Annotated in this window: 16 protein-coding genes; 6 read left to right on the top strand and 10 right to left on the bottom strand. The window is 70.4% G+C overall.

Annotated elements, in window-relative coordinates:
- Positions 1–62 precede the first annotated feature (62 nt).
- Complete coding sequence (locus QK288_RS04400; RefSeq protein WP_281266594.1) at positions 63–776, top strand: hypothetical protein; 714 nt, start codon at positions 63–65, stop codon at positions 774–776.
- Positions 777–785: 9 nt separating this feature from the next.
- Here QK288_RS04400 and QK288_RS04395 read toward each other — a convergent pair whose 3' ends face one another.
- From QK288_RS04395 to QK288_RS04385, 3 genes are all read right to left on the bottom strand, one after another.
- Entirely contained in the window at positions 786–1,568 is a 783-nt protein-coding gene (locus QK288_RS04395) for an endonuclease/exonuclease/phosphatase family protein (protein ID WP_281266593.1), read from the bottom strand.
- A 10-nt stretch (positions 1,569–1,578) separates the two neighbouring features.
- Positions 1,579–3,099, bottom strand: coding sequence for an LCP family protein (locus QK288_RS04390; protein WP_281266592.1), 1,521 nt, complete (start codon positions 3,097–3,099; stop codon positions 1,579–1,581).
- Positions 3,100–3,211: 112 nt separating this feature from the next.
- A complete protein-coding gene (locus tag QK288_RS04385) occupies positions 3,212–4,564 on the bottom strand; it encodes an MFS transporter (protein WP_281266591.1) in 1,353 nt (450 codons plus the stop codon).
- 87 nt (positions 4,565–4,651) lie between these two features.
- Here QK288_RS04385 and QK288_RS04380 point away from each other — a divergent pair, with 87 nt between their 5' ends.
- From QK288_RS04380 to QK288_RS04370, 3 genes are all read left to right on the top strand, one after another.
- Positions 4,652–6,913 carry an FAD-dependent oxidoreductase gene (locus QK288_RS04380; RefSeq protein ID WP_281266590.1) on the top strand — a complete coding sequence of 754 codons (2,262 nt, stop codon included), beginning with the start codon at positions 4,652–4,654 and terminating at the stop codon, positions 6,911–6,913.
- A 39-nt stretch (positions 6,914–6,952) separates the two neighbouring features.
- A complete protein-coding gene (locus QK288_RS04375) occupies positions 6,953–8,395 on the top strand; it encodes a hypothetical protein (RefSeq protein WP_281266589.1) in 1,443 nt (480 codons plus the stop codon).
- Between the two features lie 446 nt (positions 8,396–8,841).
- Positions 8,842–9,618 (top strand): IclR family transcriptional regulator, encoded by a 777-nt coding sequence (locus QK288_RS04370; RefSeq protein ID WP_281266588.1) that lies wholly within the window; start codon positions 8,842–8,844, stop codon positions 9,616–9,618.
- A gap of 52 nt (positions 9,619–9,670) precedes the next feature.
- Here the strand turns inward: QK288_RS04370 and QK288_RS04365 are convergent, their stop codons facing one another.
- Both QK288_RS04365 and QK288_RS04360 read right to left on the bottom strand, forming a co-directional pair.
- A complete protein-coding gene (locus tag QK288_RS04365) occupies positions 9,671–10,321 on the bottom strand; it encodes a GntR family transcriptional regulator (RefSeq protein WP_281266587.1) in 651 nt (216 codons plus the stop codon).
- A gap of 4 nt (positions 10,322–10,325) precedes the next feature.
- Entirely contained in the window at positions 10,326–12,461 is a 2,136-nt protein-coding gene (locus QK288_RS04360; RefSeq protein WP_281266586.1) for an efflux RND transporter permease subunit, read from the bottom strand.
- Between the two features lie 76 nt (positions 12,462–12,537).
- Here QK288_RS04360 and QK288_RS04355 point away from each other — a divergent pair, with 76 nt between their 5' ends.
- Together QK288_RS04355 and QK288_RS04350 are read left to right on the top strand one after the other, a co-directional pair.
- A complete protein-coding gene (locus QK288_RS04355) occupies positions 12,538–12,936 on the top strand; it encodes a MarR family transcriptional regulator (protein ID WP_281266585.1) in 399 nt (132 codons plus the stop codon).
- A gap of 42 nt (positions 12,937–12,978) precedes the next feature.
- A complete protein-coding gene (locus QK288_RS04350) occupies positions 12,979–13,965 on the top strand; it encodes an LCP family protein (RefSeq protein ID WP_281266584.1) in 987 nt (328 codons plus the stop codon).
- A 67-nt stretch (positions 13,966–14,032) separates the two neighbouring features.
- Here the strand turns inward: QK288_RS04350 and QK288_RS04345 are convergent, their stop codons facing one another.
- From QK288_RS04345 to QK288_RS04325, 5 genes are all read right to left on the bottom strand, one after another.
- Positions 14,033–14,698, bottom strand: a complete 666-nt coding sequence (locus QK288_RS04345; protein ID WP_281266583.1) for a transglycosylase family protein — start codon at positions 14,696–14,698, stop codon at positions 14,033–14,035.
- A 338-nt stretch (positions 14,699–15,036) separates the two neighbouring features.
- Entirely contained in the window at positions 15,037–16,188 is a 1,152-nt protein-coding gene (rlmC, locus tag QK288_RS04340) for a 23S rRNA (uracil(747)-C(5))-methyltransferase RlmC (protein ID WP_281266582.1), read from the bottom strand.
- Positions 16,189–16,195: 7 nt separating this feature from the next.
- A complete protein-coding gene (locus tag QK288_RS04335) occupies positions 16,196–17,071 on the bottom strand; it encodes an SMP-30/gluconolactonase/LRE family protein (protein WP_281266581.1) in 876 nt (291 codons plus the stop codon).
- A gap of 54 nt (positions 17,072–17,125) precedes the next feature.
- Positions 17,126–17,947 carry an aldo/keto reductase gene (locus QK288_RS04330; protein WP_281266580.1) on the bottom strand — a complete coding sequence of 274 codons (822 nt, stop codon included), beginning with the start codon at positions 17,945–17,947 and terminating at the stop codon, positions 17,126–17,128.
- 60 nt (positions 17,948–18,007) lie between these two features.
- Complete coding sequence (locus tag QK288_RS04325; RefSeq protein WP_281266579.1) at positions 18,008–19,126, bottom strand: PQQ-dependent sugar dehydrogenase; 1,119 nt, start codon at positions 19,124–19,126, stop codon at positions 18,008–18,010.
- Positions 19,127–19,144 lie beyond the last annotated feature (18 nt).

Below are 19,144 nucleotides of genomic sequence, written 5' to 3'. Positions count from 1 at the left end.
GGCCAGGCCCCGATTCGGTAACACACGTCGTGCAACGAGCCCGTCGGCCCTACCGTCGAATGGTGACCACACGGACCCTGCTCGCGACCGGTGCCGTCGTGCTCGCCCTCGTGGCCGGCACCACGAGCGTCGATCTGACGACCGGTGCGGCCGCTGACGACCGGGCCGCAGCAGCAGAGGTGACACCGGCGACCACGCCGTCTCCGGTCTCGAACGCCAAGCTGAAGCGTGTCGACGGACTCGAGCTGGGTGCCGAGTCCATCACGCTCCGCCGCGGCGACCGCACCGTGGCCGTCGCGTCGATGCGGAACGGTTCCGCGACCGTGGAGCTCCTCGACCGGCTGTTCGGCACCCCGTCGCGCACCCTCACCGCCGAGGGTGACGGCGGACGCTGCCTGCCGGCGGGGACGACCTACACCTGGGGCGGGTCCCTCCGTGTCGCCGCGCTCTCCGAGCCGTCCGACCTCGGCAACTCGCTCGAGGTCCGCGTGCTCCGCGACGAGGTCCGTTCACGCACGGGCGGCATCGTCGAGCTGAGCGGACCCGACGGCGTCCAGGTCGGCGACGACGTCTCGGACCTGATCCACGACACCCCGAAGCGCGACCGCGAGTCCCTGGGGTCGGGGGACGCCGAAGCCTGGCAGCTGCTCCTCGCCGAGGGATGGGCTTCCGACCGCCCGGGCGCGGGGACGAACGGCGTCTCGGCGTTGACCGACGACACCACCGTGACCGTGATCGGATCGCCGATGCCGGTCAACGCGACGAAGAGCTGCTGACCCCCCGGGTCACATCCGGATCGTCGCGACCACCGGGAAGTGATCGCTCGCGAACCAGGTCTCCGGACCGTCGTGGTCGATCACGACACGGTCCACCCCGGTCACGTCCTTCGTCAGGACCCAGTCGATCCGCTCCCCCGACTCCACCGGTGGCAGCCAGTCGTTGAACGTCGCGGTCCGGTCGTCCAGGTCCCCCGCGACCGTCCACGTGTCGACGTACCCACCGTCGGCGAAGACGCGCGACGCCGTCCCCGCGCCGGCCGGTTCGTTGCAGTCCCCCGCGACGACGACGGGGCCGTCCACACCCGCGAGCCGCTCGACGATGAGCGCAGCACTCTTGCCGCGGATCTCGTCCCCGTGCTCGTTCGCCTCGTGGTCCAGGTGCGTGGTCAGCAGGGTGAACGCTGCCCCGTCGACGTCCAGGAAGCGGACGTGGTTCGCGATGCGGGGGAACAGGCTGCCCCACGTGTTCGACACCGGCTCGTCCGGGGTGTCCGACAGCCAGAACGACCCGTCCTCGATCGGGCGGAGGCGGTCATGTCGGAAGAAGACCGCGGCGTGCTCCCCCGCGCTGCCGCCCTCGCGCCCCTGTCCGACGGCCGTGTAGCCGCCGAGCCCCTGCCGGAGGTCGTCCATCTGGTGGTCGAAGGCCTCTTGCACGCACAGGACGTCCGGGTCGTGGCGCCGCACGATGTCGAGCAGGACGGGGAGCCTGGCCGGCCAGTCGTGCGCCGGATCCGGGTTCTTGATGTTGTAGGTCATCAGGGTGATCGGACGCGATGCGTTGTCCACACCCTCGAACCTAGTAGATGCAGGCGTCCGCCGAGCCGTAGTTGTGCACGGCGGTGGACGTCGGGCTCGGCTCGGACGACGATCCCGAGTCCGACGAGCCAGAGTCCGACGACGCCTGGTCCGACGGGGACGCCGCGTCCGACGGTGCCGCCGGGTCGGCCGGCTGCTCGGCCGCGACCGCCGTCTTGCCGTCCGTGCCGAGGACGAGCGTCACGCCCTGCACCGAGGAGGTCTGCACGGCGACCGCGCCGGGGACCGCGGCGGCGACGGCCTTGGCCTGCGCTTCCATGCCCGCGGGGTACTGCACCATCGTCGTCGCGGTGGTGTCCGACGATCCCGGTGCGCCGACCTGGAACGACCGTCCGGCGAGCACCGTGGCGGCGGCACCTGCCGCGCCCGTCACGCCGCTGCCGTTGAGCACGGTCACCGCGACGCTCGCCGGGTCGGCCGCCGTGGCCTTCGTGTACGCCTCCGGCTGTCCGACGAGGCTCTGGACGAAGGCGGGCATGCCGGCGGTGTCGACCTCCACGATCGACAGGGCGGAGCCGCCGACGTAGATCGTGGGGGTGCCGAGGATCGGGATCGTCGCCGACTTGATGTTCGCCGGCCGCAGGTTCCGCAGCTGGGTGGCGAGCGAGAGCATGTCGAGCCCCTGGTCGGTCTCGATGGACCCGCCGATGGCATCGATGATGTTCGTCGTCTTCACGGGGTTGAGCAGGGTGCCCGCCGACAGGATCTTCCGCGCTTCCTGCGACAGGAAGTACTGCTGACGGACCTGGCGGTCGAGGTCGCCGTTCGGCAGTCCGTGCCGCTGCCGCACGAACGACAGCGCCTGCTTGGCGTCGAGCTCGGACGTGCCGGCCGGCAGGTCGACGCCCGAGTAGCTGTCCTTGGCCGGCTCCTTGAGGCAGACCGAGACCGGTCCCAGTTGCTTGACGATCTCGTAGAACCCGAGCAGGGAGACGCGCACGTAGTGGTCGATCGACAGCCCGCTGAGCCCCTCGATCGTCTTGATGAGCAGCTGTGCACCGCCGGCGGCACCACCGCCGTTGAGGGTGCCGTAGTAGAAGGCACTGTTGAGCTTGCCCTTGCCGACGCCGGGGATCGCGACGTAGGAGTCGCGCGGGAACGAGATCATCGTCGCGTCCTTGCCGTCCGCGGAGATGTGCAACACGATCATCGTGTCGGTGTTCGTCGCACCGCCGTCCGACTCGGTGCTGAGTTCCGCCATCTGCTCGGGTGTGGCGTTGTCCGGCCGGTGGTCGTCCCCGACCAGCAGGATGTTCATCGCCTTGCCGTCGACGTCGTCCTTCTTGTCCGTCGAACCGGTGATCGCGTCGACCTTGGTGACGCTGGACGCCAGGCGGTTGTACGCGTACGCCGCGTAGCCGCCGCCGAGCAGCAGGGCCATCGTGAGCACACCGGCGACGGCGGGCAGCACCACGCCGAAACCGCGCTTCTGGCGGCCGTGCCGGGGCGGCACGGCGCCGCGTCCGCGGCGCACAGTCGTCTCATCGGGTTGCGAACTCACGTGAGCACGATAGCGGCGGACCGTGAGTCGAGCATGAAACCGCCCTGCAAAACGGCCTGGAGGCCCGTGGCACCCCCGCCACGGACCTCCAGACCGGCTCCGGGTCGCCGCGTCACTCCGGACGCAACGAGGCCTTGTTGGTCTCGCGGGCCCGCAGGACCGCGATGCCGCTGATCAGCGCGGCGGCCATCACGTAGAAGGCCGGTGCGAACGTGTTGCCCGTGGAGGCGATCAGCCAGGTGGCGAAGTACGGGGTGATCCCACCGAAGACGGCCACGCTGATGTTGTAGGCGATGCCCATCGAGCCGTAGCGGATGTTCGTCGGGAAGAGCTCGGCCATCGCGGCACTCACGGCACCGTCGAACGCGGCCATGAACAACCCGAGGAGCATCATCGCCCCGGCCGCCGCCCAGAAGTTGCCGGCGTTCATGAGCATGAGCGTCGGGTAGGTCAACACGACGAACCCCGCGCAACCGGCCAGCATGACGGGCTTCCGGCCGATCTTGTCCGACAGCAGCCCGAAGAACGGCACCAGGGCGGCGATCACGATGAACCCGAGGACGACGGCGCCGTAGGACACCAGCGGGGAGTACCCGAGGTCGGTCTGCAGGTAGGACGGCATGAACGTCTGCAGGATCCAGTGACCGACGGCCTTGATCACGACGAACCCGACGCAGAACAGCAGCGCCTTCCACGAGCTGCGGATCGAGCGGCGCAGCGGGTTCGCCGCGACCTCGCCCTTCGCCTTGAGCGCCCGGAACTCCGGGGTGTCCTCGAGCTTCGTGCGGAGGTAGAGCCCGACGAGACCGAGCGGCACCGCGATCAGGAACAGGACGCGCCAACCCCACGACCCGAGTGCGTCCCCGCCGGCGATCGCGGTGAACAGGAACACCAGGCCGCCGCCGACGATGAAGGCGACGAACCCGAAGACGTCGATGAAGCTCGTGACGAACCCGCGCCGGTTCGACGGGGCGTACTCCGCCAGCAGCGTCGTCGCCCCCGCTCCCTCGCCACCGGCCGCGAAGCCCTGCACGAGTCGCACGACGACGAGCAGCAGCGGTGCCCACAGTCCGACGTTCTCGTACGTCGGCAGGATGCCCATCAGCGCGGTCGCACCGCTCGTGATGAGGATGACCGTGGCGAGCGTCGTCTTGCGGCCGACCCGGTCGCCGAGCGATCCCCAGAAGAGCCCGCCGAGCGGACGCATCACGAACCCGGCGCCGAACACGGCGAACGCCGACAGCAGCGCGACTTGCGGGTCACCCTGCTTGAAGAAGTGCACGGAGATGACCGTCGCGAGCGTGCCGTAGAGGCCGAAGTCGAACCACTCGACGAAGTGGCCGACACCGGCGGCGACGATGACCTTCCGCATGCCGGTGCGACGAGCGTCGTCACCCAGCGCGGCGTTCAGATCTGGGGTGGTGGCAGCGTCCGGCGCTGCAGGCGCTCGGGTTACGTCGCTCATGTGGGAACCTCACACTTCGTTGTCGAGAGTTGCTTGACCATAGCATCGGCCGGGCACACTTTGCCACACAGTGGGAAAGAAACGCCAATGAGTGATACGTTCGCTGCCATGCAGTTCCGGAAACAGCACCACGACGTCGTGGTCGTCGGCGGCGGTCTCGCCGGTGTGAGCGCCGCCGTCGCCGCCGCCCGCCTCGGCTCCAGCGTCGCCCTCGTCACCAACCGTCCCGTCCTCGGCGGGAACTCGTCGAGCGAGATCCGTGTGTGGGTCGTCGGCGCCACCGCGCACGGCACGCAGCGGTTCGCCCGCGAGACCGGGATCATGGGTGAACTGTTCCTCGAGAACCAGTACCGGAACCCGCAGGGCAACGCGATCTACTGGGACCAGGTCGTGCTCGACCTCGTCCGCGCCGAGCCGAACGTGCACCTGCACCTCAACACCGACGTCCGCACGGTCACGACGTCCGACGACGACGGGGCGCACCGGATCACGAGCGTCACCGGGTGGACGATGGGCAGCGAGATCGAGACGACCTTCACCGCGCCGGTGTTCCTCGACTGCACGGGCGACGGACTCGTCGGTGCCCTCGCCGGCGCCGAGTACCGCATCGGCCGCGAAGGGCGCGACGAGTACGGCGAGGACTGGGCACCGGAGCAGGCCGACGACGAGCTCCTCGGCAGCTCGATCTTCTTCTCCACGCACGACACCGGGAAGCCCGAGAAGTTCGTCGCACCGTCCATCGCCGTCGACCTGTCGACGACCCCGATCCTCGTGAACCGCGCCATCAAGACGGGCGACAGCGGCTGCAACTACTGGTGGATCGAGTGGGGCGGCGAGCTCGACACCGTGACCGACAACGAACACATCCGCGACGAACTCTGGGGCGTCGTCTACGGCATCTGGGACCACATCAAGAACTCCGGGCAGTTCGACGCCGACACCCTGACGCTCGACTGGGTCGGCGCGATCCCCGGCAAGCGCGAGTACCGGCGGTTCGTGGGCGACCACACCCTCACGCAGCACGACCTGCTGTCGCAGCGGACCTTCCCCGACACCGTGGCGTTCGGCGGCTGGTCGATCGACCTGCACCCCGTCGAGGGTGTCTACGCGGAGACGGCCGGCGCCCAGCAGCGCTACACCGACGGCACGTACGACATCCCGTTCCGCTCCCTCTACTCGGCGAACGTCGCGAACCTGCTCTTCGCCGGCCGGAACATCTCCGCGTCGCACATCGCCTTCGGGTCGACGCGGGTGATGGCCACGTGCTCCGGCCAGGGACAGGCCGCCGGGACCGCCGCACACCTCGTCGCGCGGCACGGGACGACGCCGCGGGAGCTCGGCACCGACCACGTCGCGATGCTCCAGCAGACGCTCCTCCGCGAGGACGCCCCGCTCATCGGCGTCCGGGCGATCGACGGCGCCGACCTGGCACGCAGCGCCCGTCTCTCGGCGAGCTCGGAGCTGACCACGATCGACACCACGCCCTGGCTCAGCGAGGAGACCTTCGCCCTCGACCGGGACGCCGCGATCGTCCTCCCGGTGGACCCGACGCTCGGCACGATCGCCATCCGCACCGCAGCCGACCACGCCACCGACCTGACCGTCGAGCTCTGGACCACCGGCAAGCCGCAGAACTACGCCCCGATCGTCCACGTCGCCACGCACGCGGCGCACGTGGCCGCCGGTGTCGGCGACGCGGTGGTCGACCTCGCGTTCACGCCGGACGAGCCGTGCAACGCGGTCGTCGTCGTCCGGGCAGCCCCCGGCGTCCGCCTCTTCCGGACGACCGCCCACCCGTACGGCGTGATGGCACTCCGTGCCCGATCCGCCGAGGACGAGGCGTTCGACGACCACATCCCCGAGGAGGCCGACCAACCGGTCACCGACTGGGAGGCCCGCGCCCTGCGTGGAACCGGCTTCGCGTTCAGTGTGAGCGGCGAGACGGACGCGTGGCGAGCCTCCAGGGTGGTGGACGGCTACCAGCGCCCCTTCGGCGGCCCGCACATGTGGTCGTCCGACGCGGTCGGGACGGCAGCGCTGACGCTCGACTGGGCGGAGCCCGTCGACGTCCACCAGGTCCGCATCGTCTGGAACGACGACGTCGACGCGGACCTCATCAACCTGCACCACCACCGCACGCACTGGGACGCCGTCCCCGATCTCGCTCGCGACTACCGGGTCGAGGCGTGCGTCGACGGCGACTGGCGCACGGTGGCGGCGGTGGAGGGCAACCGCCACCGGCACCGCGTCCACGACGTCGAGCCGGTGCGGACGTCGTCGCTGCGCGTCGTCGTGACCGCGACCAACGGATCGCCGTTCGTCACAGCGAGCGCCGTGAAGGTGTCCTGACCCCATGCTCCACCCATCCGACGATCAAGGGAGATCGCCATGCGCCTGCGCGCACTGCTCACTGCATCCACGGTCGCCGCCGTCACGGTCGGCGCGGTCCTGACGGGAGGCACGGCGCACGCCGCCAGCGCGCCTCCCGCCCCACGGGCGGTCGCCGCCACGGCCGTGGGGACCGCCGCCGGCACCGCCACCGTTCAGGTGAACCCCGGCAACCCGACCTCGCCGGTGGCGACCGCGCACAGTGTCTCGGTCAACGGCACCGCCGTACCGGTAAAGGCCGAGTCCGTTAGCGGCACGTCCCACGACGTCGCCATGTTCGCGAAGGGGTCGGGCACGGCGGCGGTCAGCGTCACGATGCCGGGGCTCGCCACGTCCGCGACGCCCGTCGTCACGCCCAGGACCTTCGGCATCCAGACCGAGCGGTCCGGCGACACCGTCACGTTCACGATCCGTGACGCGCATCCGCTCGTCATCGAGACCCCCGGCGTCCGAGCGCTGTTCCTGTACGTGACGCCCGCCGAGACGGACGTCCCCTCGGCGTCCGACCCGAACGTGCGCTACTTCGGGCCGGGGGTGCACGACGCCGGTGTCATCCGCCCGTCGTCCGGGCAGACCGTCTACCTCGCACCTGGCGCACTCGTCCACGGCCGTATCGACGGTGACGGTGTGACCGGGGTGCGGGTGCTCGGCCGCGGGATCCTCGACGCCGGCGACGACACGTCGCGGACGGGCAAGACGATGGCCATCCGCTTCCACGACAGCTCGGACATCACCGTGCAGGGCATCGGCGTCCGCAACGCCCAGTGGTGGCAGACGCTCTACATCCGCTCGTCGGGCATCGACGTCTCGTGGATGAACCTGATGGGCACGCTCATCAACAACGACGGCATCGACACCGACGGCGTGCAGGACATGACTGTCTCCCACAACTTCGTGATGAGCGGCGACGACGGCTTCGGCTGGCACGCCCTCGACGCCGCGACCAACGGCGAGCCGGAGACCCGCGGGCTGCGCGCGGACGACACCACGTTCTGGAACGTGACCGGCGGCAACCCGGTGCGTTTCGGGTCGTCGATGGAGACGTCGCTGTTCACGGACGTGTCGATCACCCGCTCGTACGTGCTCCGCGCGAAGGAGGTGGCGCTGAAGCTCGACGTGCAGGACTGGGTGACGCTCTCCGACGTGACGATCGACGGATACCACGTGGAGTCGCAGCCGGTCAGCAAGCAGTCGATCGTGATGCAGGTCCTCAAGGGGCCGTACTCGAACGACACGGGGTACCGCGACGAGCGCGGTCACATCACGGGCATCACGATCCGGGACTTCACGAGCGTGACCGCCGACCCGGTGACGCTGTCCGGCTGGGATGCCGCACACTCGGTGTCCGACGTGTCATTCGAGGGTGTGGTCCTCAGCGGGGTGCCGCTGACCTTGTCGCAAGTGCACGCGAATGCCTTCGTGTCTGGTGTCACCGTCGCCTGAGGCATGTGGAATACGCGGATCCGACGGTACGGAGGACCTAGGCTGGCGCCGGGTCCGCGTCACCGCCGGAGCGCGCGGCCCGGGCAGAGTTGAAGCCCACCACCGCGACAACGATGGTCGGCTTCGGTCGGCCCTCCGAGTGGATGGCCAAGGGACAACCAGCGTCCCGAGCTCACAAACTCGCACCATTGTAGCCGCCCCACCCGGCGAGCTGCAAGCCCCTTGGCCTGCGCTTCTCGTGTCCGCCGGCGCAGACACCGGAAGGTGGATCGATGTCCCAGGACAACGACTCCAAGCCCGGGCGTCAGGTGTTCTGGTTGGGGGTCGCGGGCTTGCTCGTGAACCTCGGCAGGCTCCTCGTCGACCTGTGGCGCAAGGGCTGAGAACCCAGGGCACCCCGCGTCGGGATCGGCGCGGGGTGCCCGTCCGACCAGCAGAATGGGCACATGGCCACCACCCCTCCGAATCAGAGCATCGAACGCGCCGCCGCGGTCCTCGGTGCGCTCGGCGCCTCCGAGAACGGGAGCGTCCGCGCGTCGGACATCGCCAGGGCCATCGGGCTCGGTACCTCGACGACCGGCCGGCTCCTCGCGACGCTGGAGTCGCTCGAGTACGTGCGCCGCGACCCGGAGACACAGGGGTACTCCGTCGGTCGCGCCGTGCTCGAACTCGCCAGCCAGGGCCTGAACCACAACCCGGTCCACCGCGAGTCCCGTGCAGCGGCACAGGAGCTCGCGCACCGCATCGGCCTGACCGCCAACGTCGGTGTCCTCGACGACGCGTGGGCGATCTACCTGTGTCACTTCGAGGGGTCGCTCGCGCCCAAGTCGCACACGATGATCGGCATGCGGCAGCCGTTGCACGCGTCGGCGCTCGGCAAGGCACTGATGCTCGACCTGACCGAGGCGCAGCGGCAGGCGCTGCTCCCGGAGCTCCCCCGCTACACCGACCACACCATCACGACGCACGACGCCCTGTCCGCGGACCTCGCAGCGTCGGCGTCGCGCGGGTGGTGCGTCGAGAACCAGGAGCTCGCGCTCGGTCGGTTCTGCATCGCGGCGCCGATCCGGAACGCCTCCGGTCGGATCGCTGCAGCACTGTCGATCTCCGGCCGGGTCACGCAGCTCCGCGACCGCGACATGGACTCCCTCGCCGAGGACCTCATCGAGGTGGCCGACCGCATCAGCGTCGGGCTGGGGATGATCAGCGCCGTCGCGCACTGACCGCCGCACGCGACCCCTCAGCGTCGCTCGGCGCGGGGGCTCGACGGCTTCGTCAGCCGCGCGACGGCAGCAGGTGCACGGCCTCCATCGCGAGCTCGGCGGCGATCGGGTCCTTTGCCACGACCGCGTCCTGCAGCTTCCTGAGCTCCGGCAGGATGACGTCAGCCGGCACGAGTTCGGCGAACTCGGGAACGCGGAGCTTGAACGCGAGCCCGTCGGTCGTCGACTTGCAGAGCTGCTCGAGCGAGGGGTTCCCGCAGGCATCCGCCCACATCGCGTAGAGGTCGGCTCCGTCGTGCGCGACCTCGGACTGCTCTTCCTTGCGGACGCGCGAGGCGACGTCGTCGAGCATCTTCACGATCTTCTTGCGCTCGGCGTCGGTGAACCGCGGGACCGCGAGCCGGACGACACCGCCGTAGATGACGCCGAGCGTCCGGTAGGCGTCGAGGAGCTCGTCCTTGGCCGGAGCGGCGACCCGGGTGTACCGGTTCGGCGCCATCTCGATCAGGCCGGAGCGGGCGAGCTCCGCGAGGGCCTCGCGGATCGGGGTGCGCGAGACGCCGAGCCACGCGATGAGGTCGTCGTCGTTCAGGCGCTCCCCCGGCTCGAGCGTGCCGTCCATGATCGCGTCGCGGATCTTGTCCTGCACCGTGTCACGGAGGAGCTTGCGCTCTGCTGCGGGCTGCGTCGAGGGAACTGGCATGCGCTCAGCGTGTCACATGTCGGCTCGTCGCCGCGACAGGATCGTCGGCAGTTCGACGCGACAGCCGCGACGGCCACCACGCGTGCCGCCCGAGGTCGTACGCCAGCGCCGGGACGAGCAGCGAACGGACCACGATCGTGTCGAGCAGCACGCCGAACGCGACCACGAACGCGATCTGCACGAGGAACAGGATGGGGATCACCCCGAGGGCCGCGAACGTCGCCGCGAGGACCACGCCGGCGGACGTGATCACGCCGCCGGTGACGCCGAGCCCGCGGAGGACGCCCTCGTGCGGACCGAACCGGATCGTCTCCTCGCGCACCCGGGTCATGAGGAAGATGTTGTAGTCGACCCCGAGCGCCACGAGGAACACGAACGAGTACAGCGGCACGGACGGGTCGGCGCCGGGGAAGTGGAACACGTGGTCGAACACGAGCGCCCCGACGCCGAGCGCCGCCGCGAACGACACGATCACGCTGCCGATCAGGACGAGCGGCGCGACGATGCTCCTGAGCAGCAGCATCAGGATCAGCAGGATGACGACGAGCACGACCGGGATGATCACCGACCGGTCCCGGATGCCGGTGTCGTTCGTGTCGACGGCGGTCGCGGTCACGCCGCCGACGATCGCGGACGGGTCGACGCGTTCCACCGCGGTCCGCATGTCCCTGATCGTCTGCTCCGCGGCGTCCGAGTCGGCCGCGGAGGTGAGCGTGGCCTGCAGCAGGACGTCACCGTCCGACACCGTCGGCGAGTCCGACGACCCGATCGACACGGTGCCGGACGGGGAGTCCTTCGACACCGCGACGACCTCGCCGACACCGTCCACACCGCGGATCGCCGATGCCAGCCGATCGATCCGGTCCGCCGAACCGATCACCTGCGCCGGGCTTCCCGACCCCGCCGGGAAGTGATCGGCGAGCACATCCTGACCGTCCCTGGCCTGCGACTGCCCGATCACGAGGTCGCTCTGCGGGACCCCGTCCGCCTTGAGTCCGATGAGCCCGGTCCCCATGGCGAGCAGCCCGACGGTGCAGACGATCCAGACGACCCGTGAGCGCCGCGCGACGAGCCGGCCGACGCGCGCCCAGAGCCCCCTGGCGTCCGGCCCGGTGACGACGGGGTGCGCGCTGCCGTGGACGGGGCGGAGCGGCCAGAACGCCGCGCGCCGGAAGGCGAGGAGCAGCGCGGGCAGCAGCGTGAGCGCGGCGAGGAGGCTGAACGCGATGCCGATGGCCGCGACGGGACCCAGCGCCTTGTTCGAGTTGAGGTCGGACAGCAGCAGGCAGAGCACGCCCACGATGACGGTGCCGCCGGAGGCCAGGATCGGCTCGAGACTCCCACGAAGCGCGGCCTTCGTCGCTTCCCAGCCGGTGCGGTGGTCGCGCAGGGCCTCGCGGTACCGGGACACGTACAGCAGCGCGTAGTCGGTGGCCGCACCGATGACGAGGATCGACAGGATGCCCTGCACCTGCCCGTTGACGGTGACGACACCGGCCTTCGCCAGGGCCCACACGACGAGGATCGACGCGGTCAGCGCGAACGTCGCGGTCCCGAGCACCAGGAACGGCAGCAGCGGCGAGCGGTAGACGACGATGAGGATGACGAGGACGGCTGCGAGCGCGACGCCGAGCAGGATGCCGTCGATCCCGGCGAAGGCCTCCGTGAGGTCAGCCGTGAACCCGGCAGGCCCCGTGACGTACCCGCGCATCCCCGTGGGCACCGCGTCGTCGACGTCCGCGCGGATCGCCTCGACCGCGTCCCCGGTGTCCGCCGCGGTCATCAGCGTGGCGACGATCTCCACGGCGTCGCCGTCGTGGCTCGGGATCGCGGGGCTGACCGACTGGACCTCGGAGCGGTCGCCGAGCCGTCCGACGAGGTCAGCGGCCACAGCGGTGTCGGTTGCCGAGAACCCGCTCGAGCGCTCGAGCACGATCACGGCAGGCGCTCCGGACGGGTCCCGGAAGTCCGCAGTGCGCTCCTGCACCTTGGTCGCGTCGGCGGACGCCGGCAGGAACGAGGTCTGGTCGTTGGTCGAGACCTCAGAGATCTTCCCGAAGAAGGGACCGCCGATCGACGCGATGACGAGCCAGGCGACGATGACGACCGCGGGGATGGTGATGCGGAGGAAGCGGGGCACGTCGATGAGCGTACTCCAATAGTCAGCATGCTGATTACTAGAAGAACCACATCAGCACGAACCGTAGACTCCGACCATGGACGACGCCCCCGCCGAGTGGCCCCTGGGCCGGTTGCTCGCCGCCGCGGCCCGCTCGGTCGAACGCGACTGGGACGAGCGACTCCGGGCGATCGGACTGCCGCACGCCGCGCTGATCGCACTCGACATCGTCATCCGCACAGGGCCGACGGGGGCGGACACCCTCGCCCGCACGGCCAGGGTCCAACCGCAGACGATGTCGCGGACGCTCGAGCGCCTCGAGCGCGACGGCATGATCGAGCGCGGCCCACACCCAGCCGACCGTCGTCGCCGGGTCGTCACCGTCACGGAGCACGGGCGCACGATGTGGGACACCGCACGGCACATCGAGCGTGAGGTCCTGCCGGACGATCCCGATCTGCGCGCAGCGCTGGGGCGGATCCTCCACAGATCCTGACCACATCACACGTGACATACCACATGCCGTAGCATCGGTGGCATGCCTCGTCGCCGCACTGCCCGTCGTCGCCGCCCCTTCCTCGTCGCCCTCATCGCGACCGTCGGCGCACTCGTCGGCATCGCGGCGGTCATCGCCGTGGTCGCGAGCGTGTTCATCGGCGTCCTCGCGCGCAGCTACGACCGCAACTCGGAGACCATCGCCGACCCGTTCCCGACGGCCGACCGTCCAGCACCCAGCACCGGCGCGGAGAACATCCTCCTGATCGGGTCCGACTCCAGGAGCGGCGCAGGCACCGCGAGCGGCGGCCGGTCGGACACCCTGATGCTCGCCCACGTCCCGGCCGACCGGAAGGCCGTGTACCTGATGTCGATCATGCGGGACTCGTGGGTCGACGTCCCCGGCCACGGCACCGCGAAGATCAACGCCGCCTCCTCGTGGGGTGGCGTCCCGCTGACGGTGCAGACGGTGGAGCAGCTCCTCGACGTCCGCATCGACCACGTCGCCGAGATCGACTTCGCCGGCTTCGAGGGGATGACCGACGCGCTCGGCGGCGTCACGGTGCAGTCACCGAAGGACTTCACCGTCCGCGGGCAGCACTTCGTCGCCGGAACCAACCGGCTCGACGGAGCCCAGGCGCTGACGTTCGTCCGCGAACGGCACGCATTTGCCGATGCCGACCACACCCGCGTGGAGAACCAGCAGGCGTTCATGCGCGGCATCATCGACGGGGTGCTCTCGAAGGGCACGATCACGAACCCCGGACGCGTCCAGGACTTCGTCACGGCGACGAGCAAGTACCTGTCGGTGGATGCCGGCCTGGACTTCCAGACCCTCGTGGGGCTCGGCTGGTCACTCCGGGACGTCCGTCCGAGCGACCTGCAGACGTTCACGTTGCCCACCGCCGGCGGTGGGACGTCCGCTGACGGCCAGTCGTACGTCGCGGTCAACGCCGGCGCGGTGCAGTCACTCTCGTCGGCGCTCCGCTCCGACGACCTCGGCCGCTGGCTGCAGGACAACCCGCACTGACCGGAGCACCGAACGCCCCCGCGACAAGTGTCACGGGGGCGTTCGCGTGGTGATCGGTCGACCGGGATCAGGCCGGGAGCTGCAGCGTCTGACCCGCGTAGATCAGGTTCGCGTTGTCGATCGTGGTCGTGTTCGCGGCCCACAGCTTGTTGTAGCCGCCGTCGATGCCCAGCTTCGTGGCGATCGAGTCGAGCGTGTCACCGGAGACGACCTGGTAGGTCTTGCCGCTGGTGGGCACGGCGGCCGGCTTCGACGGCGCGGCCGGGGCCGTGACCTTCGGAGCAGTGCTCGTGGTCGACGGTGCGGCCTTCTGCGCCGGGGCCGCAGGAGCGGGCGCAGCCGGTGCCGGTGCCGCCTGCTGCTGGGGGATCGCGCCGGGGGCGGCTCCGGTCGTGCCGCTCAGCCCGAGCTTCGCGGAGCAGGCGGGCCATGCGCCCCAACCCTGCGAGGCGAGGACGTGCTCGGCGACGGCGATCTGTGTCTCGCGGCTGGCGTTCGCCGGGCTGCCGGTGCCGCCGTTCGCGGCCCAGGTGCCCTGCGTGAACTGCAGGCCACCGTAGTAGCCGTTGCCGGTGTTGATGGCCCAGTTGCCGCCGGACTCGCACTGCGCGAGGGCGTCCCACGTGGATCCGTCGGCCGCGTTGGCCGGGGCCGAGAGCCCGACGCCTGCCGCGGCGATGCCAGCGAAGGCGAGTCCGCCGAGGACGGCGCGGGTACGAGTGGTCTTCTTCATGTTGTTGCTCCACCGGGGCCGCCCGCCGTTTCCGGCGTCCTCGCTGCCCACCCCGACCGATCGCGGTCTGTTGAGGTGTCGCCGGGGGCAGCGGTTCGCGCCGGCGTCACGGTCGGCCACCATAGGAAACTCCGCGTCGTTATCAAACTGAGACAAATGGTTCTACCCATCGGCGGTCGTCCCCCTCCGCCGAACCTGTACGCGCCGATCGCCGCGGACGCGGCGATCCGCTGTCCCCGGGTACACGAACATCCGAATCCCCTGGCAAGGCCGGACTGGAGGCTCGTGGCGACACCGACCCGTGCCTCCCGTCCGGCCGTGGTCCGGACCGGATCCGGTCAGACGCGGGAGAGGAGGGTGACCGCCTCGAGGTGGCCGGTCTGCGGGAACATGTCGAGGACTCGCGCGCGGCGCAGCCGCAGTGACGGCATCCGCGCGAGGTCCTTCGCGAGGGTCACCGGGTTGCAGCTGGAGTACACGACGTGCTCGACGTCGGACGTCTCGATCCACTCCGACAGCGCCTGACCGATGCCCCGTCGTGGCGGGTTGACCACGACCAGCTCAGGCATCAGGTCGGGTCGGGACCGGAGCGCGTGCTCGGTCGCGTCGTCCGCTGCGAACCGGAGGTCCACCAGCCCGGCTTCTCGTGCCGACTGCTTCGCGGACCGGACGGCCTCGACGCTGGTCTCGATGCCGGTCACGGCACGACCAGGGCGGGCGGCGTGCAGGGCGAAGCCACCGACACCGCAGTAGAGGTCCCACATCGACGCCGGTGCGACCTCGTCGATCCATGCCGACGCCTGCATGTACAGCGCGGACGCGACGTGCGCGTTGGTCTGGAAGAAGCTCTGCGGGCGCAGGTGCATCGTCACGTCGCCGAAGCGCATGGGGAGCGTCTCCTGCTCGGTGAGGACGATCTCGCGGTCCCCCTCGGTGACGGCCTTGTGCTCCGGCAGCAGGTTGGCGGTGACGACCACCGCGTTCGGCAGTGCCAGCAGCAGGTCGCCGAGCCGCGAGCGGAGTCGTGCGAGCTGCCCCTCGGAGCGCAGGACGAACCGGACCATGAGCTCGCCGTCCGGCGACTCGGTGACGAGGACGTACTTGAGCTCACCCCGCCGTGCGGCGACGTCGTACGGGATCAGTCCGGCGGACGTGACGAACTCCGCGAGGACGGGGAGCGCCTGCCGGATGCCAGACGTGCAGATCCCGCAGTGCCGGATGTCGACCCCGCGCTGCCGGTGGTCGAGGATCCCGATCGTGGGGTGCTCGGTCGACCCGCCGACGACCATCTTCGCCTTGTTCCGGTACCCGGATTCCGGACTGGTGACCGCGGGGAGCCACTCGACGCTGCCGGGACCCCCGGCGGCCTCGACCGCGTCGTGCAGGAGCTCGCGCGTCCGGAGCTCCTTGTCGAGGACCTGCTCGGCGTACGGCTGCCCCATGAGCGTGCACGAGCGGCACACCCCGCGGTCGAAGTAGTCGCACTGCATGGCCCGGTCAGGATACGGCAGCGGCGTCCCTCGCCCGTGTGGCGATGCGGTAGATCGAGGTGGTCGCCGCGATGAAGAGTGTCGTCCCGTCGTCGCCGCCGAAGCAGAGGTTCGCGACGACCTCGGGGACGGGGACCTCGCCGATGCGGGTTCCGTCGGGGGCGTACACGACGATGCCCGCGTGCGACGACGACCACACGTTGCCGTCGGTGTCCACGCGGATGCCGTCCGGTGCGCCTTCACCTGGCCCGAGTGTGGCGAAGACCCGGCCGTTCTTCACGCGGTGTCCGTCGACGTCGTACGCGCGGATGACCGGACGCTCGCCGGACGAGCTCGCGAGGTAGAGCACACGCTCGGACGGGTCGAACGCCAGCCCGTTCGGCTCGTCGGCGTCGAGCACCACCGGACGCAGGTCAGCGCCGTCGGGGCCGCAGCGGAACACCCAGTGGTCGCCGTACTCGCGCTCGCCCGGGTGCCCCTCGCGCGGCTGGGTGATGCCGTACGCCGGGTCGGTGAACCAGACGGCACCGTCCCGCGAGACGACGACGTCGTTCGGGGAGTTCAGCCGGACGCCGTTCCACCCATCGGCGATGACATCGACGACGCCGTCCCGATCGCGCTCGACGCGGCGGTTCCCGTGCGAGCACTGCACGACGCTGCCGTCGCGGTCGAGTGTCCGGCCGTTCGTGAACTCGACGGCGGTGGCGTACTCGTCGGTCGCACCGGTGTCCGCGTGCCACTGCAGGATCCGGTCGCCCGGGATGTCCGACCATCGCAGCGTCCGGGTGGCGGGGATCCAGCACGGCCCCTCTGCCCAGGTGCTGCCGGTCGCGATGCGCTCGAGCGCGGCGGGGTCCGGGACGAGGTCGGTGATCGACGTCATGGGTTCTCCTTCGAACACCACGAGCCTACGGCCCCGGCCCGGCGCCACTCGCGGTCACGCCGTGGTGTCCTCCAGCGCGTCGAGGGTCGCGACGTCCTCCGGCGCCAGGACGAAGTCGACGTCGGCGTTCTCCGCGATGCGGGACGGGGTCGTGGACTTCGGCAGCGGCAGGACGTCCTTCTCGAGCAGGTAGCGGATGGCGACCTGTGCGACGGTCTTGTCGTACTTCCGGGCGATCTCCTCGATCGCGGCGTTCGACAGCAGGCCGCCGGTGGCGAGCGGCGAGTACCCCTCGACGAGGATGTCGTGCTCGGCGCTGAAGGCCGTCGTGTCGTCCTGGGTGTTGCCGATGAACCAGCGGATCTGGTCGGCGTGCGGGGTGACGTCGGTGTTCGCGAGGAGGTGCTCGAGGTCCGCGACGACGAAGTTCGAGACACCGATCGACTTCGTCTTGCCGGCGTCGTAGAGCTCCTCGAAGACCTTCCACACCTCGACGTTGCCCGCGCGGTGGTCGCTGCCCATGTCACTCCACGGCCACGGCGCGTGGATCAGGTACAGGTCGACGACGCCGAGGTCGAGCGCCGCCGTCGAGGCCGCGAAGGCCTCACGGGCGCCTGCCGCGGTCTTGATCTCGGCCGGGAGCTTCGTGGTGATGAAGACCTCGTCACGCGGGACGCCGCTGTCGCGGACGGCCTCGCCGACGCTGGCCTCGTTGCCGTACGCGGCCGCGGTGTCGATGTGGCGGTAGCCGGCGTCGAGCGCGACGCGGGTGGCGTCGTAGGCCTCGGAGCCCGGTGGGATCTGCCAGGTGCCGAACCCGATCTTCGGGATGTGGAGGCCGTTGGACATGACGAACGTGTCGGTGAGAGCAGGCATGGCCCAGACGGTACGCGCGCGCCGTGCGTCGGTCCGCCACCCGATCAGTCGGTCAGCCTGTCAGTCGGTCAGTGCGACCGACAGGATCCGGTCGTCGCCGGTCCCGGTGCTGCCGCGGCCGTCGGTGTTGTTCGTCACGAACCAGAGCGTGTCGCCGGGGCCGGCGAGCACCGTGCGCAGCCGCCCGTACGTCCCGGCGAACCACTCCCGCGACGTCGACGGGTCGGACACGGGCACCGACCGCAGCACCTCGCCGCGGAGGTTCGCGATGAACACGGTGTCATCGACCACCGCGAGGCCGGACGGGCTGGCGTCGGAGGTCCGCCACTGCTGCACCGGATCGACGAAACCCTGATCGACACCCCCGGTGCCCTCGACCTCGGGCCAGCCGTAGTCGGCACCGGGTTCGATGACGTTGAGCTCGTCCCAGGTGTTCTCGCCGAACTCGGACGCGAACATCGTGCCGTCGGATGCCCACCCGAGCCCCTGCACGTTCCGGTGCCCGAGCGACCACACCGGGGAGCCGTCGAACGGGTTGTCGGCAGGGACCTCCCCTGTCGGCGTGAGCCGCAGGATCTTGCCGGCGAGTGAGTCCCGGTCCTGCGCCTCCGACCGGTTGCCGGCGTCGCCGACCGTCACGTAGAGCATGTCGTCGGGGCCGAACGCGATGCGCCCGCCGTTGTGGAAGCTGTTCGCGGGCAGGTCGTCGATGACCGTCGCCGCGTCGCCGAGGGCGTACGACCCCGCGCTGCCGGTGAGGGCGTAGCGCTCGACGCGGTTGCCGTCGTCGCCCGTCGAGTAGACGTACAGGTCGTCGTCGTGCAGCGCGAGGCCGAGCAGCCCACCCTCGCCGCCGTGCCGGACACCCTCGATCGTGCCGACCGTGCGGGTGTCGCCGTCGTCCCCGACTTCGAGCACGTCCCCGGAGTCGCGCAGGCTGACGAGCGGGACGTCGTCGTCGGTGAGCACCACCGACCACGGGGCGTCGAGGTCCGTCGCGACGTCCGAGACGGCTCCGGTGGGTGCGACCTCGCCGGTGGCCAGGTCGGTCGGCGCCGGCCCCGCGGTGGCGCTGCGGCGTGTGGTCGACTCGTCGGCGTCCGACCCGGCGGTGCACCCGGCGAGCGCCAGGACGAGCAGGGCGAACGACGCGATCGGTGCTGCGGTCCGGGTGCGCATGGCGCGCACGGTACGCGC

The organism is Curtobacterium sp. 9128 (genome assembly GCF_900086645.1).
Taxonomy (GTDB): domain Bacteria; phylum Actinomycetota; class Actinomycetes; order Actinomycetales; family Microbacteriaceae; genus Curtobacterium.
This window is presented reverse-complemented; position numbering and strand designations above follow the sequence as displayed.

Bases quoted from the DNA above. Each gene is read 5' to 3' on its own strand.
- QK288_RS04385 (WP_281266591.1), bottom strand. From the start codon at position 4,564: ATGAGCGACGTAACCCGAGCGCCTGCAGCGCCGGACGCTGCCACCACC.
- rlmC (WP_281266582.1), bottom strand. From the start codon at position 16,188: ATGCAGTGCGACTACTTCGACCGCGGGGTGTGCCGCTCGTGCACGCTC.
- QK288_RS04350 (WP_281266584.1), top strand. From the start codon at position 12,979: ATGCCTCGTCGCCGCACTGCCCGTCGTCGCCGCCCCTTCCTCGTCGCC.
- QK288_RS04375 (WP_281266589.1), top strand. From the start codon at position 6,953: ATGCGCCTGCGCGCACTGCTCACTGCATCCACGGTCGCCGCCGTCACG.
- QK288_RS04365 (WP_281266587.1), bottom strand. From the start codon at position 10,321: ATGCCAGTTCCCTCGACGCAGCCCGCAGCAGAGCGCAAGCTCCTCCGT.
- QK288_RS04330 (WP_281266580.1), bottom strand. From the start codon at position 17,947: ATGCCTGCTCTCACCGACACGTTCGTCATGTCCAACGGCCTCCACATC.
- QK288_RS04325 (WP_281266579.1), bottom strand. From the start codon at position 19,126: ATGCGCACCCGGACCGCAGCACCGATCGCGTCGTTCGCCCTGCTCGTC.
- QK288_RS04355 (WP_281266585.1), top strand. From the start codon at position 12,538: ATGGACGACGCCCCCGCCGAGTGGCCCCTGGGCCGGTTGCTCGCCGCC.
- QK288_RS04335 (WP_281266581.1), bottom strand. From the start codon at position 17,071: ATGACGTCGATCACCGACCTCGTCCCGGACCCCGCCGCGCTCGAGCGC.
- QK288_RS04345 (WP_281266583.1), bottom strand. From the start codon at position 14,698: ATGAAGAAGACCACTCGTACCCGCGCCGTCCTCGGCGGACTCGCCTTC.
- QK288_RS04370 (WP_281266588.1), top strand. From the start codon at position 8,842: ATGGCCACCACCCCTCCGAATCAGAGCATCGAACGCGCCGCCGCGGTC.
- QK288_RS04380 (WP_281266590.1), top strand. From the start codon at position 4,652: ATGAGTGATACGTTCGCTGCCATGCAGTTCCGGAAACAGCACCACGAC.